Raw genomic sequence first — 13,092 nt, 5'->3', positions numbered from 1 at the left:
ATGTGGATTAAAGCAGTAAATTTTTATCTTTATAATCATGAATTTATAAATCCAATTGTGACACCAAAAGTTAAAATGACGCATCGTAAAGCGCTTATTGTTGAATTTTTAAGTGATGATGAGCAATCTTATTACGGTGAATGTAATGCGTTTGAATCAGATTGGTATGCCGCAGAGACGATTGATACAGTTAAAGAAACACTTTCTCAATGGGCGGAAAGCGTCATACATAAGTCATTTCATGTATATGAAGATTGGAAGCCATATTTAGCCATGCTTGACAATCAACCTGCAGCGAGAAGCACTGTAGCTATGGCGATTTACCAGATGTACCATGATTTGCCGACGTTTAAAGTTGAATACGGTGCAACAATTAGTGGTATTAGTGCACAACAACTTGATGATTTAGTACAAACGGAACCTAAACGCATTAAATTAAAATGGACAAGTCAATTGAATAATGATATTTCACTGTTAAATGACGCATTGCCTTTTGATTATGAATTAGCTTTAGATGCTAATGAGTCACTGGATGTGTCAGATTTTCAGAAATTAGAAGCCATAGAGACACAAAACATACTTTATATAGAAGAGCCATTCAAATTGTTGTCTTCAATTTTACACATTAATCATACGCAATATCCTGCGATTGCGATAGACGAAAAAGCAACTGATATAAATCGTATTATGTCAATTGTTAAGCGATTCCCGATTAAAGTAGTGATTGTTAAACCTTTTAGAGTGGGTGGTATTGATAGCGTGCAATCATTGATACGTGAACTAAAATCAATTGATATGAAAGTGGTTATCGGTGGCATGTATGAATATGGACTGAGTAGATATTTTACCGCACTGTTAGCGAGAGAAGGTGATTATCCAGGGGATGTCACCCCAGATGGTTATTATTTTACTGACGATTTTACGCAAGGTGTTGGCAAATTAAAAGAGGGGATGATTTTATTCCATCCTCCTCAAATCGATAAATCAAAATTATATAAATTAAACTAGTGTCTATGTTTATCCTTTTTTAAAGGAACTGGATCAAATCCACCTTTATGAAGAGGATGACATTTAAGAATGCGACGAATTCCCATAAAGCCACCTTTTAATGGGCCATAAACTTCAATCGCTTCTCGCGTATATTCTGAGCACGTAGGATAAAATCTGCATGTAGGTGGCGTCATAGGTGAAATATAGCGTTGATAGATATGGATTATTCCAAGAAATAATTTTTTTAACATTATAGGCCTCCAACCAGTAATACGATTATAAATTAGTTTAACATATTGAAGGGAGTAGTATGGAACATGGAGTTTCTAGATAAAGATAATAGACGTGTCACAATGAGTTACAAAACGAACAACGACTGTCCTGATGGTAATCATGTTTTAGCTATTCCACTATATAAGAACCAGTTACTTTTTACTCAGCACAAAATGCGTGGCATTGAGTTTCCAGGTGGTAAGGTTGAAAAGGGAGAACAAAGTATACAAGCAATCAAGAGAGAGCTTTTTGAAGAAACTGGAGGTATACCTGAAACGATTGACTATATAGCACAATATCAAGTTCACACGTTGGATAACGCTATTTTCAAAAAAGATGTATATATAGTGAGGATCAAATCAATTAAAGAGAAAAGTGATTATTTAGAAACGAGCGGTCCATTGTTGTTTAAGCATATTAGTGATGTTCCGTTGGATATGCAAAGTTACTTAATTCAAGATGACGCAATTCTGAAGTGTGTCGAAAGGATGATTGACCTTGGATATGATCGCGACTAAGAAAATGCCTATAGCATCGAGAACGCATCAATTTGATGAAATGACTTATACAGTTGATGGCTTAAAAGTAAAAGCATTACAGATGTGTCCTCTAAAGAAAGCAGTAAATAGAATTGTTGTGTACTTGCGAGGAGGTAAGGGCCAAGTTGGTCGTGTACGTGCAGCCAGATTAATGCAGTTTGCATATGATGATACTTTAGTGATAGGACCTTACTATCGAGGTAGTAATGGCAGTGAAGGTCGAGATGAGTTTGCCAACGCTGATTTAAAAGATGTAACGTACCTAATTAGAATACTCAAACAACGATATCCAAATGCCTATGTACATATGATTGGATTCTCAAGAGGGGGTATACAAGGTCTCTTAACTTTTCAAGATTATCCAGTAGATAGTTATATTATCTGGGGTGGGGTTTCTGATATGCATTTAATGTATGAGGAACGTGTTGATTTACGTGGCATGTTACGTCGTATGGTTGGTCATCCTGATAAGCATAAAGACGCCTATGACAAAAGAGATGCTATAAAATTAATTGGTGCGCATAGTCCGCCAATCCTAATTGTACATGGGGGTAAAGATAAACAGGTAGGTATTCACCATGCTTATTATTTAGAAAAGCAATTGCGTTCTAAAGGTGTCGACTTTGATACGTTTTATCAAATAGATGAAGGTCATGTGCCTAGACCACCAGCTATGAAAAAAGCACTTAACTATGTACATCAATGGATGGCGAAATGTGAAGGTAAATAAAAAGGCAACGTACCTTGGCTAATTTTACCAAGTACGTTGCCTTTTGAATGTGACCATTTAATTATTTATTAAAGCCACCTGTATTAGCAATTTCTTCAACTTCTGGACCGAATTTTTTGAAGTTTTCTTCAAAACGTTTAATTAAGTCGTCGGCTTGAGCGCGATATTTGTCTGAATCACTCCAAGCATTAATTGGGTTGAGTATTGTTTTAGGTACATCTTCCATTTCTGTAGGAATACTTAAACCGAATTTTTCATCTTTAGTAAATTCAGCGTTTTTCAATTTACCTTTAATCGCTTGATCTACCATATAGCGAGTGTAATGTAAGCTTATACGTCTACCTACACCGTATTTACCACCTGTCCAGCCAGTGTTAACTAAGTAAACATCAACGTCATGTTTATCAATAAGTTCACCTAGCAAATCTGCATACTTAATAGGATTAAGTGGTAAGAATGGTGCGCCAAAACATGTAGAGAATGATGGTTCAGGCTCTGTAACGCCACGCTCTGTTCCTGCTAATTTAGATGTAAAGCCGCTTAAGAAGTGGTACATCGCTTGTGATTTAGTTAATTTAGCAATTGGTGGTAATACACCGAATGCGTCAGCTGTTAAGAAAATGATTGTATTAGGATGAGCTGCTTTAGATGGTAATACAATGTTATCAATGTGATGAATTGGATAAGCTGCACGGGTATTCTCAGTATATGAATTATCATCAAAGTCAACGGCGCCACGCTCGTTAACTACAGTATTTTCAAGAATAGTGCCGTATTGAATCGCGTTATAAATTTGCGGTTCTTTTTCTTTAGAAAGATTGATTGCTTTAGCGTAACAACCACCTTCGATGTTGAAAATACCATTTTTATTCCAACCATGCTCATCATCACCAATTAATTTTCTATCTGGTGCTGCAGATAACGTTGTTTTACCTGTACCTGATAATCCGAAGAATAAGGCAACGTCTCCTTTATCTCCAACGTTAGCAGAACAATGCATACTCATAATGTCTTGCATTGGTAGTAAATAGTTCATTACTGAGAAGATACCTTTTTTCATTTCGCCAGCATATTCAGTACCACCAATTAAAATCGTTTTATGTTTGAATGAAATGATAACGAATGTTTCTGATTTAGTACCATCAACTTCAGGGTCAGCTTTAAAATGAGGTGCAGAAACAATAGTGAAATTAGGTTTAATATTACTTGCTTCTTCTTTAGAATCTGGGCGAATAAACATATTTTGTGCAAAAAGGTTGTGCCATGCAAGTTCGTTAATAACTGTAAGTTTCAATTGTGTATCTTTGTCACTACCCGCATAGCCATTAAAAACGTAAAGTTCATCTTTAGTATCAAGATAGTCTAAAACTTTAGCGTAGAGATTTAAGAAAGTTTCTTCATCGATAGGTTGGTTAATATCTCCCCAATGAATATTATCTTTATAAGAAGGTTCTGTAACGATAAATTTATCTTTTGGAGAACGTCCAGTGTATTTACCAGTGCTCGCATTAATCGCACCAAGTTCAGTTAATTCTCCTTCTTTATTACCCATTATTTTGTAATAAAGTTGAGTTGTTGAGAGTTGAAAAAGAGAGCTTTCTTTTTCTAATAATTTTTTAATTTTAGGTGTTTCGCTGTATGTATCTACTGACATACCCAATCCCTCCAGCGTGTGTTATAGAAATTCAATATTGTAAGCCTTTACATGAAAATAGTATAACATAATGCCATAATTATTCCACCTGGAAAAGACAAAAAAACATGTAAAAACAAAATTGACATTAATTGGCGAATTAGGTAGTATAGTTCTTAACGGATTCTCTTATCCTGAGTGGTGGAGGGACATGGACCCAATGAAACCCAGCAACCTCTTTTTTAAAGAAAGGTGCCAAACCGTTTGCAGACATATAATCGTCTGAACGATAAGAGCGAATGGACGTTTAAGAGCCTTCTCTCTGTCTTGAATAGTGAAGAAGGCTCTTTTATTTTTGAGCTCACATTTTAAAGAGAATTTTCGTAAATATAATGGTAAAAGGAGCAAGTCATGACTTACAATAAACGTTTATTTACTTCAGAATCAGTAACAGAAGGACATCCTGACAAGATTGCTGACCAAGTGTCTGATGCGATCTTAGATGAAATATTGAAAGATGATCCTAATGCACGTGTCGCTTGTGAAACGACTGTAACAACTGGAATGGCGCTCATTTCAGGTGAAATATCAACTTCTACTTATGTAGATATTCCTAAAGTCGTACGAGAAACAATTAAAGGTATTGGCTATACGCGTGCTAAATTTGGCTATGATTACCAAACAATGGCAGTATTAACTGCAATCGATGAACAGTCACCGGATATTGCGCAAGGTGTAGACAAAGCACTTGAATATAGAAATGATATTTCAGAGGAAGAAATTGAAGCTACAGGTGCGGGTGACCAAGGCTTAATGTTTGGTTATGCGACTAATGAGACAGAAACATATATGCCGTTACCAATCTTTTTATCACATCAATTAGCGAAGCGTTTATCAGATGTACGTAAAGATGGTATTCTAGATTATTTAAGACCTGATGGTAAGGTTCAAGTTACAGTAGAATATGATGAAGATGATAAACCTAAACGTATTGATACGATTGTTGTATCATCTCAACATGCGGATGATGTTGAATTAGAACAAATTCAAAGTGATATTAAAGAACATGTCATTTATCCAACAGTACCAGAAGGTTTAATTGATAGTGAGACTAAATTCTTTATCAATCCAACAGGAAGATTTGTTATCGGTGGACCACAAGGCGATGCAGGGTTAACAGGACGTAAAATCATCGTTGATACTTATGGTGGTTATGCACGTCACGGTGGTGGTTGCTTCAGTGGTAAAGATCCAACTAAAGTAGACCGCTCAGCAGCTTATGCAGCGAGATATGTAGCGAAAAATATCGTTGCTGCAGGACTGGCAGATCAATGTGAAGTACAACTTGCATATGCGATTGGCGTTGCTGAACCAGTTTCAATTTCAATTGATACATTCAAGACAGGTAAAGTTTCAGAAGCACAACTTGTTGAAGCGGTTAGAGCAAACTTTGATTTACGACCAGCAGGTATCATTAAAATGTTAGATTTAAAACATCCTATATATAAACAAACAGCAGCATATGGTCACTTTGGTAGAACTGATGTACTATTACCTTGGGAAAAATTAGACAAAGTGAACGTATTAAAAGATGCTGTTCAAAGTTAATAAACGCTTTAAATAATATTATAAGAAATTGTCGAAATTAAAGACTGTTTCTATTATAATTAGACATACTGATAGATTAAAGGAGCGTTGATTTAATGAATTCACTTGGACCAATTGAAATTGGTTTAATCATAGCTATTGTAGTTGCAGCAATTTGTTTAATTCTATTTTTAGTTACACTTAAAAGTAAAAATAATATTAAACAAAAGACAAAAGAAGAATACGACCTAAAAGAAAAACAAATGAAAGCGTCTCATGACGAAGCACTTGAAAAAGAGCGTATACAAAATAAAAAACAAGTTACTAAACAAAAAGAAGATTTTGATGCAACTGTCAGCGGTAAAGACCGTGAAATTGATGCCTTAAAACTATTCTCTAAGAATAAAAGTGAATATGTGACAGATATGCGTTTAATTGGTATTAGAGATCGTTTAGTAAAAGAAAAACGTATCAGACCTGAAGATATGCATATTATGGCAAATATCTTCCTTCCAAGTAATGAGTTTAATGATATTGAACGTATTAGTCACCTTGTACTTACACGTACTGGCCTATATATTATTGATTCACAATTATTAAAAGGACATGTATATCAAGGCATAAGTGGTAATCAATTTAACGAATTACCAATGATGGAACAAATCTTTAGCACACTAGATTTAGATGCTAAGTCACCACAAACGTTAGTACTTGATCAAAATGAGGACAAAGCGTCATTGTCATTCGTTAATTATTCTGAACAGCTTGCTGCGATAGAGAAATTAGCGTCAGATTTACAAACTCAGTTGGGGGCGAAATATACACCAACAGCGATTTTATATTTCAATCCGAAACATGATGGAGACGTCACAATTTCAAATTATGCACAAAGTTCAAGTGTTAAAGTACTCGTAGGACCTGATCAATTAGATGAGTTCTTCAATAAGTTTGTATTCCATGGACGTATTCAATATAATGTGGATGAATTACAAGATGTTATGGACAAAATTGAATCATTTAATTAATTTCTAATCTGATATAAACAAACATACCAATCAGCTACTTTGCAAATTCGCAGTAGCTGACTGAACTGAGAAGGCGCTTAAATCAAGCTTTTCTCAGTTCTAGTCATTCTTGCGGGAGTGGAGCAACGAATTTAAAAAGAATTCTGTTCCATTCCCGTTTTTAAATGGTTTAAATAAGGGAATAAGATAATACATATTTTAAAGAAAAGGGGTACCGTGAATGGAAACAATTGAATTTTACAATGGTCACACAATGCCTAAAGTTGGAATTGGAACGTTTAGAGTAGAAAATAATGATGAATGTAGAGAAGCGGTTAAGCATGCAATCGTTTCTGGTTATCGTAGTATTGATACAGCTAAAGTCTATGGTAATGAAGAACAAGTCGGTTTAGGAATCCAGGATGGTTTAGCTGCTACAGGTTTAGAACGTAAAGATTTATTTATTACGTCTAAACTATATTTTGAAGATTTTGGTCGAGAAAATGTAGCAAATGCCTATGAAACAAGCATCAACAAGCTAGGCTTGGATTATTTAGACTTATACCTTGTGCATTGGCCTGGTACAAATGAGGCAATCATGATAGATACTTGGAAAGGTATGGAAGATTTATATAAAGAGGATAAGGTTAAAAATATTGGCGTAAGTAATTTTAATGCAGAACACTTTGAAGCATTACTAGCTCAAGTTTCTATCAAACCTGTGATCAACCAAGTGGAATTTCATCCATATTTCACGCAAAAGGCATTACGTAAATATTTAGAAGTGCAAAATATTCACATGGAGTCATGGTCACCATTTATGAATGCTCAAATTTTAGATGATGAAACGTTGAACCAAATTGGTAAAGAAGTGAATAAAACTGCAGCTCAAGTCGTGATACGATGGAATATACAACATGGTGTTATCGTCATTCCTAAATCAGTCACGCCACAAAGAATAGAAGAGAATATCAATGTCTTTGACTTTGAATTAACTGATGAACAAATGGAACGAATTGACAATTTAAATAAAGACCAACGTATTGGTCCTGATCCAGAAACATTCGAGGGCTAATAGTTAACTAAAAACACTTCATTGTTAAAAGCATTAAAACTTTTAACAATGAAGTGTTTTATAATATGAAACCTACATAGCATGATATAAATCCTACGATAAATTGTAAAATGGAATAACTCAAAAAACGAATCGGTTTAAAATGTGGATACAATAATTGGACAAGTTCATGTGATAGGGTTGAAAAAGTTGTTAATCCACCAAGAAAGCCAGTGATAAACAACATTGAAAACCACTGATGATTCAAAGCGATTCCGAATACGAACCCGATTAAAAAACTGCCTATAATATTGACGATTAACGTAGCAACGGGTATAGGTGAAGAAATCTTAGTATTAATGAAATCTGATAGCCAAGCTCTCACGACAGCACCTAAACCTCCGCCAACCATAACGAGCACTAAATTAATCATACACGTGCCCCTCCTAATTTAACGCCTAACCAGCAACATAAGATGCCTCCAACGTAACTTAATGATCCATATATACATAGCAATATGAAACGATGATCATGAAACATAGTAACTAACTCGAATTGGAAGGTTGAGAAGGTAGTTAACGCACCTAATAGCCCCGTAGTTAATCCTTTTTTTAGCATGGGCTTATGTTTGAAAAATTGTATGGTTAGAGATGACAAATATCCCATTACTAATGCACCAACTAAATTTGCGACTAACGTCCCAATAGGTAAGCCAGAGCCTGTATTTAATGTTGATAAGATGTATCTTAATAATGCACCAACCATACCACCGATAAACACAAATAAATATTGCATTTTGTCACACCTATTTCTTGTTTTATTACAATTAAATCATTATTCTGTGATATCCATTCGATTACGAAATAATACCAAACGTTTTGATTGAAGCAAAGATATGGAATACAATTACGAATAAAATAATGATTGGTAAAATTTTACTAGCAATTCTAATCCAGCCTTGTTTATCGCCTAAATGTTTGATTGCTTTATCTGAAAAGATAATCGAAGCAATTAAAACAATAACATTAACAATACTACAGGCAATGAGTAAATATTTAACAGAATTAATTTGCTGACTTAATAGTGGATTAAATGTATTAAAATAAAAGCTTATTATGAGTAAAATCACTGATATATAGAAGTATTTTTTTGGCTTAGACATTGTGTTCCTCCTACCTAATTTCATTTAATCATATTACCACATTTTAATTATAATTTAATAGTGACTCGTCAATTTTGAATTTTATTTTCATTAAAAGGCAAAACATTCGCTTAGTAATTCTAAGAATGATATAAATAATTTATAAATATTTTATTGTTACGGCATAGTATAATCATCATAAGAACATGCGTACATACATATAAATTCCATTGTGATGTAACTTAACTATCATCGTAATCGAAATTAAAGGAGGAAGAAATACAATGACAAAATTAAATGTACAAGTATTTGCAGATGGTGCAGACATTGAACAAATGAAAGCAGCTTATAAGAATAAAGAAGTAGATGGGTTCACTACAAATCCTAGTTTAATGGCGAAAGCAGGTGTAACGGATTACAAAACATTTGCAGAAGAAGCAGTTAAAGCGATTCCAGATGCATCAATTTCATTTGAAGTGTTTGCAGATGATTTAGAAACAATGGAGAAAGAAGCTGAAATTTTAAAACAATACGGTGATAATGTATTTGTTAAAATTCCAGTGGTTAACACAAAAGGTGAATCAACTATCCCATTAATTAAAAAGTTATCTGCTAACAATGTGCGTCTAAACGTAACAGCAGTATACACGATTGAACAAGTTAAAGAAATTACAGAAGCAGTCACTGCAGGTGTACCTACATATATTTCAGTGTTTGCTGGAAGAATTGCGGATACAGGTGTAGATCCATTACCATTAATGAAAGAATCAGTTGACGTTGCCCACAGTAAAGAAGGCGTATTATTATTATGGGCAAGTTGCCGTGAACTATTTAATGTCATTCAAGCTGATGAAATTGGTGCCGACATCATTACATGTCCTGCAGATGTAGTGAAGAAAGTGAATACGAATTTAGGGCGAGATATTAATGAATTATCAGTAGATACGGTTAAAGGATTTGCTAAAGATATTCAAAGCTCTGGGCTATCTATTCTTTAAGTATAATTAAATTTAACAACTGACTCCGTAGCATTAGATAGTGTTAAGACATTCTATAAGACACTGGTATAAACGTATTAGAGTGTAGAATGATATTAACAAAATCAGAAACATAGCTACGGGGTATTTTTATATTAATAAGTGATACTATTCCAACTTGTTTCTAAATGTCAACTTCGTTAAAATTTTAAAAAGAAATAATTTAAAAAGGAGATAACCACAAAGTATGAAACGAACAGATTTTGAAGAGAAAGTAAAAAAGCAATTGTGGTTTTTGAATAAGAAAGAAAAAAACAATTACATAATAGTTTAGCGGAATATCGCCATGAAGTTGAGTGTCAAGAAGGGGAAATTCAGACGAAGCAGTATCGTAAACCTATTCATTATGCGAATCAATTTCTGAAAAATAATGTGTTTCAACAAAAAGAAGTAGCAAGTACAACATTGCTTCTTTTACTCATTAGTATGGTGCTTATTTACGCTTTCTTACTTGGCTTATTTTTAACAGGATTTATTACGAGTTTAACTGCAGTCAATTATTTTATCAATCCACAGGTATCAATGCCAATATTGAATGTCGTCTTAATTTTAATTGGTGCAATACTATTGGCTATCGTAAGTTTAATGCTGATTAAATCAGTTACTGCATTTTTCACTAAAAAGTTACTTGAATACAAATTTAATAAATCTGCATAGTTTTTTGCATTAAATGAAATAATAAAGTACTCTCTTGCCACTTTTTATAAATTAAAGTGTAGGGTTCATCAACACGTAATTGGATATTATTATCAAATGTTATGATTACGCCATCTTTATTTGATGTTAACCCTATAATGTTCAATGCATTAATATAAGTTTGCAAAGGTGCACGTTGATGTTTAATAGGGAACAGTACGGCTTTGTCAGATATATATAAAGGTACGAGTTTATGAATCGCTAACAATCGTTTCGCTAATTTTAATCTTTGTGAATACGATTGATTATGTTGTTCAAAATAATAAATCAGTACTTTTTTTATTGGAAAAGGTAAAACCATATTATATGTTGAAAAACAACATGTCGTTTTATGCGTATTAGCCTGCAAAGTTTGGAGATAAAGAAGATGGTGTGTGTTGTGTGGTATCATATTACTCACCTTTGACATAATAGTTGTTGAGTTTTTTTATAGAAGAAGTTTTATAGTTTTTAATACTAGATAAAGACACATGCATTAATTCGGCAATTTCAAACTGTTTATAACCTTGAATGAAATAGTTATACCATTCAAGTTCTCTAGGATTTAACAATTGCGTCATATCATTATAATTAAAGATTGATGTTTCTATTGAAGCGGAGATAAGGTGTGGAGAGGTTGAGGTGTCAACGTCAACCATGTCAGGTTTTAAACTTTCTTTTCTAAATAAATCAATTAAATAAAAATTGAGTCGTTGGTAGAGAAACGAGGATAAACTTACATTTGAATTATCATTGTAATTCTTAGATAATTGCCACAGTTTTATGAGTAATAATTGATAAAATTCATCATAATTATACTTGACGTTATAATGCTTTAACAAATAGTGAATTATTTTATGATGTTTATGATATATGTCATTAAAATTCAATACTTCAGAGATTCGCTCCTAATTTAAGTACTTAAATGAAATTTCCGGATATATAAAATTTAAAGTAATTTATTTAAATTATCATTTGCGTAATTTAACAAAAGGGTGTTAAATAGTAAGCATAGATTAACTATAAACTGTAAAATCATGTCTAAAGGCGCATGTAACTTAGCAATACGACAAAATCATTATGGACATACCTTACATTCATCAATATATTTAAATTTTAGTCAATTTGTAACATGGGAGGTATAAAGTTGGATTACGCACATTTAAATCTTGAGCATTTCTTCGCAAGAAATGATGATTTAGACATTATTAGAGATCGTTCTGAATTTGTAATGATAAATAATTTTACAAATGAAATGATGTATCGAGATGGTGAAATAGAAGGAACAGTTGATTTAAATCAATATTATTACAAGAATAGATCTCAAGCAGCGAGTTTTATTATGATGGATTATCGTAAAGATAATTGATAGATAAAGTATTGCTGGTGAGAATCAAGTAATGAAATTATATATGTTTCATTACTTTTTATTTTGCAAAGTTTCATTTTGATTACTTTTATTTTATGAATATGTAACATTGCAAGTATAAAATTGTTTATAAGAATTAATAATGTTAAACTTTATTATCATAATAGATTTTAAATAAAAACAACATTGACCTAAGAGGTGTGAATATGACGAAGCACAAAAAAGGCTCAATTATTAGCCTAGTGGGGTTATTGATTGTTTTAGTTGCAGCAGGTTTTATATTCTTTAATATGATTTCAGATCAAATATTCTTTAAGCATGTTAATGAAGAAGAACGCGTAGAACATTTAGATGTAACATTAAATAAAGCTGCGAATAAACAAATTGATAATTACACAAGTCAACAAGTCTCTAACAAGAATAATACTGCTTGGAGAGATGCTTCAGATAGTGAAATAAAAGCTGCAATGGACAGTAGTAAGTTCATTGATGATGACAAACAAAAGTATCAATTTTTAGATTTATCTAAATATCAAGGCATTGATGAAAATCGTATTAAACGTATGTTATTCGACCGACCAATGTTATTGAAACATACTGACGCTTTCATTAGTGCTGCCAAAGAGAAGCATGTTAACGAAGTATATTTAATTTCACATGCTTTATTAGAAACAGGTTCAGTTAAAAGTGAATTAGCCAACGGGGTAGAAATTGACGGTAAGAAGTATTATAACTTCTACGGTGTAGGCGCGTTAGATAGTGATCCAATTAAAACGGGTTCAGAGTACGCTAAAAAACATGGTTGGGACACACCTGAAAAAGCAATCAAAGGTGGCGCCGACTTTATTCACCAACATTTCCTATCTCACGAAGATCAAAATACGCTCTACAGTATGAGATGGAATCCTAAGAATCCAGGTGAGCATCAATATGCTACTGATATAAAATGGGCAGAAAGTAATGCTGAAATCATTGCTGATTTTTATAAAGAAATGAAAACTGAAGGTAAATATTTCAAATTATACGTATACAAAGATGACAATAAACATCAAAAATAAAG

16 protein-coding genes, 1 pseudogene and 1 riboswitch are annotated in these 13,092 nt (G+C 33.1%); of the genes and pseudogenes, 10 read left to right on the top strand and 7 right to left on the bottom strand.

Going from position 1 to position 13,092, the window contains the following annotated elements; translation table 11 throughout:
* On the top strand, positions 1–1,008 hold the full coding sequence (gene menC / locus AK212_RS09790; protein ID WP_053030577.1) for an o-succinylbenzoate synthase: 1,008 nt from the start codon (positions 1–3) through the stop codon (positions 1,006–1,008).
* On the opposite strand, the gene yidD is transcribed toward menC, so the two are convergent.
* Positions 1,005–1,241, bottom strand: a complete 237-nt coding sequence (gene yidD, locus AK212_RS09785) for a membrane protein insertion efficiency factor YidD (RefSeq protein ID WP_053030575.1) — start codon at positions 1,239–1,241, stop codon at positions 1,005–1,007. The genes menC and yidD overlap by 4 nt on opposite strands.
* A gap of 66 nt (positions 1,242–1,307) precedes the next feature.
* Here yidD and ytkD point away from each other — a divergent pair, with 66 nt between their 5' ends.
* Both ytkD and AK212_RS09775 read left to right on the top strand, forming a co-directional pair.
* Complete coding sequence (ytkD, locus tag AK212_RS09780) at positions 1,308–1,781, top strand: RNA deprotection pyrophosphohydrolase (protein ID WP_053030573.1); 474 nt, start codon at positions 1,308–1,310, stop codon at positions 1,779–1,781.
* Entirely contained in the window at positions 1,762–2,532 is a 771-nt protein-coding gene (locus AK212_RS09775; RefSeq protein WP_053030570.1) for an alpha/beta hydrolase family protein, read from the top strand. Before ytkD ends, AK212_RS09775 begins: the two co-directional genes overlap by 20 nt.
* Before the next feature lie 61 nt (positions 2,533–2,593).
* Here AK212_RS09775 and pckA read toward each other — a convergent pair whose 3' ends face one another.
* Positions 2,594–4,186 (bottom strand): phosphoenolpyruvate carboxykinase (ATP), encoded by a 1,593-nt coding sequence (gene pckA, locus AK212_RS09770; RefSeq protein ID WP_053030568.1) that lies wholly within the window; start codon positions 4,184–4,186, stop codon positions 2,594–2,596.
* Between the two features lie 165 nt (positions 4,187–4,351).
* A riboswitch (SAM riboswitch) is annotated at positions 4,352–4,461 on the top strand.
* Positions 4,462–4,576: 115 nt separating this feature from the next.
* On the opposite strand from pckA, the gene metK reads away from it, so the two are divergent.
* The 3 genes from metK (at position 4,577) to AK212_RS09755 (ending at position 7,831) form a co-directional block, all read left to right on the top strand.
* Entirely contained in the window at positions 4,577–5,773 is a 1,197-nt protein-coding gene (gene metK / locus AK212_RS09765; RefSeq protein WP_053030566.1) for a methionine adenosyltransferase, read from the top strand.
* A gap of 95 nt (positions 5,774–5,868) precedes the next feature.
* Positions 5,869–6,777, top strand: a complete 909-nt coding sequence (locus AK212_RS09760; protein ID WP_053030564.1) for a hypothetical protein — start codon at positions 5,869–5,871, stop codon at positions 6,775–6,777.
* Positions 6,778–6,997: 220 nt separating this feature from the next.
* A complete protein-coding gene (locus AK212_RS09755) occupies positions 6,998–7,831 on the top strand; it encodes an aldo/keto reductase (protein ID WP_053030562.1) in 834 nt (277 codons plus the stop codon).
* A gap of 58 nt (positions 7,832–7,889) precedes the next feature.
* Here the strand turns inward: AK212_RS09755 and AK212_RS09750 are convergent, their stop codons facing one another.
* The 3 genes from AK212_RS09750 to AK212_RS09740 all read right to left on the bottom strand — a co-directional run bounded on the left by AK212_RS09750 (position 7,890) and on the right by AK212_RS09740 (position 8,972).
* The gene (locus AK212_RS09750) at positions 7,890–8,243 is read right to left on the bottom strand and encodes a fluoride efflux transporter FluC (RefSeq protein ID WP_053030560.1); all 354 of its coding nucleotides are present in this window, start codon (positions 8,241–8,243) and stop codon (positions 7,890–7,892) included.
* Positions 8,240–8,605 carry a fluoride efflux transporter CrcB gene (crcB, locus tag AK212_RS09745; RefSeq protein ID WP_053030558.1) on the bottom strand — a complete coding sequence of 122 codons (366 nt, stop codon included), beginning with the start codon at positions 8,603–8,605 and terminating at the stop codon, positions 8,240–8,242. The genes AK212_RS09750 and crcB overlap by 4 nt, the downstream gene beginning before the upstream one ends.
* A gap of 61 nt (positions 8,606–8,666) precedes the next feature.
* Positions 8,667–8,972, bottom strand: coding sequence for a hypothetical protein (locus AK212_RS09740; protein WP_053030556.1), 306 nt, complete (start codon positions 8,970–8,972; stop codon positions 8,667–8,669).
* Positions 8,973–9,235: 263 nt separating this feature from the next.
* Between AK212_RS09740 and AK212_RS09735 the strand changes: the two genes are divergently transcribed.
* Together AK212_RS09735 and AK212_RS09730 are read left to right on the top strand one after the other, a co-directional pair.
* Positions 9,236–9,949 carry a transaldolase gene (locus tag AK212_RS09735; protein WP_053030554.1) on the top strand — a complete coding sequence of 238 codons (714 nt, stop codon included), beginning with the start codon at positions 9,236–9,238 and terminating at the stop codon, positions 9,947–9,949.
* Positions 9,950–10,175: 226 nt separating this feature from the next.
* Positions 10,176–10,645: pseudogene (locus AK212_RS09730) on the top strand (hypothetical protein).
* On the opposite strand, the gene AK212_RS09725 reads toward AK212_RS09730, so the two are convergent.
* A complete protein-coding gene (locus AK212_RS09725; RefSeq protein ID WP_053030551.1) occupies positions 10,629–11,075 on the bottom strand; it encodes a competence protein ComK in 447 nt (148 codons plus the stop codon). The pseudogene AK212_RS09730 and the gene AK212_RS09725 sit on opposite strands and share 17 nt — an antisense overlap.
* A gap of 1 nt (position 11,076) precedes the next feature.
* Entirely contained in the window at positions 11,077–11,553 is a 477-nt protein-coding gene (locus tag AK212_RS09720; RefSeq protein WP_053030548.1) for a sigma-70 family RNA polymerase sigma factor, read from the bottom strand.
* 257 nt (positions 11,554–11,810) lie between these two features.
* Between AK212_RS09720 and AK212_RS09715 the strand changes: the two genes are divergently transcribed.
* Positions 11,811–12,032, top strand: a complete 222-nt coding sequence (locus tag AK212_RS09715; RefSeq protein WP_011275450.1) for a hypothetical protein — start codon at positions 11,811–11,813, stop codon at positions 12,030–12,032.
* Positions 12,033–12,238: 206 nt separating this feature from the next.
* The gene (sagB, locus tag AK212_RS09710) at positions 12,239–13,090 is read left to right on the top strand and encodes a peptidoglycan release complex glucosaminidase SagB (RefSeq protein WP_053030546.1); all 852 of its coding nucleotides are present in this window, start codon (positions 12,239–12,241) and stop codon (positions 13,088–13,090) included.
* Positions 13,091–13,092: the final 2 nt, after the last annotated feature.

Source organism: Staphylococcus borealis, assembly GCF_001224225.1.
In the GTDB taxonomy this organism is placed as follows: Bacteria; Bacillota; Bacilli; order Staphylococcales; family Staphylococcaceae; genus Staphylococcus; species Staphylococcus borealis.
The sequence above is the reverse complement of the archived record's forward strand: the minus strand, read 5'-3'. Positions and strand labels throughout refer to the sequence as shown.

Coding starts and splice junctions, on each gene's coding strand:
- crcB (WP_053030558.1), bottom strand. CDS start 8,605: ATGCAATATTTATTTGTGTTTATCGGTGGTATGGTTGGTGCATTATTA.
- menC (WP_053030577.1), top strand. CDS start 1: ATGTGGATTAAAGCAGTAAATTTTTATCTTTATAATCATGAATTTATA.
- metK (WP_053030566.1), top strand. CDS start 4,577: ATGACTTACAATAAACGTTTATTTACTTCAGAATCAGTAACAGAAGGA.
- pckA (WP_053030568.1), bottom strand. CDS start 4,186: ATGTCAGTAGATACATACAGCGAAACACCTAAAATTAAAAAATTATTA.
- AK212_RS09750 (WP_053030560.1), bottom strand. CDS start 8,243: ATGATTAATTTAGTGCTCGTTATGGTTGGCGGAGGTTTAGGTGCTGTC.
- yidD (WP_053030575.1), bottom strand. CDS start 1,241: ATGTTAAAAAAATTATTTCTTGGAATAATCCATATCTATCAACGCTAT.
- AK212_RS09735 (WP_053030554.1), top strand. CDS start 9,236: ATGACAAAATTAAATGTACAAGTATTTGCAGATGGTGCAGACATTGAA.
- ytkD (WP_053030573.1), top strand. CDS start 1,308: ATGGAGTTTCTAGATAAAGATAATAGACGTGTCACAATGAGTTACAAA.
- AK212_RS09760 (WP_053030564.1), top strand. CDS start 5,869: ATGAATTCACTTGGACCAATTGAAATTGGTTTAATCATAGCTATTGTA.
- AK212_RS09725 (WP_053030551.1), bottom strand. CDS start 11,075: ATGATACCACACAACACACACCATCTTCTTTATCTCCAAACTTTGCAG.
- sagB (WP_053030546.1), top strand. CDS start 12,239: ATGACGAAGCACAAAAAAGGCTCAATTATTAGCCTAGTGGGGTTATTG.
- AK212_RS09755 (WP_053030562.1), top strand. CDS start 6,998: ATGGAAACAATTGAATTTTACAATGGTCACACAATGCCTAAAGTTGGA.
- AK212_RS09740 (WP_053030556.1), bottom strand. CDS start 8,972: ATGTCTAAGCCAAAAAAATACTTCTATATATCAGTGATTTTACTCATA.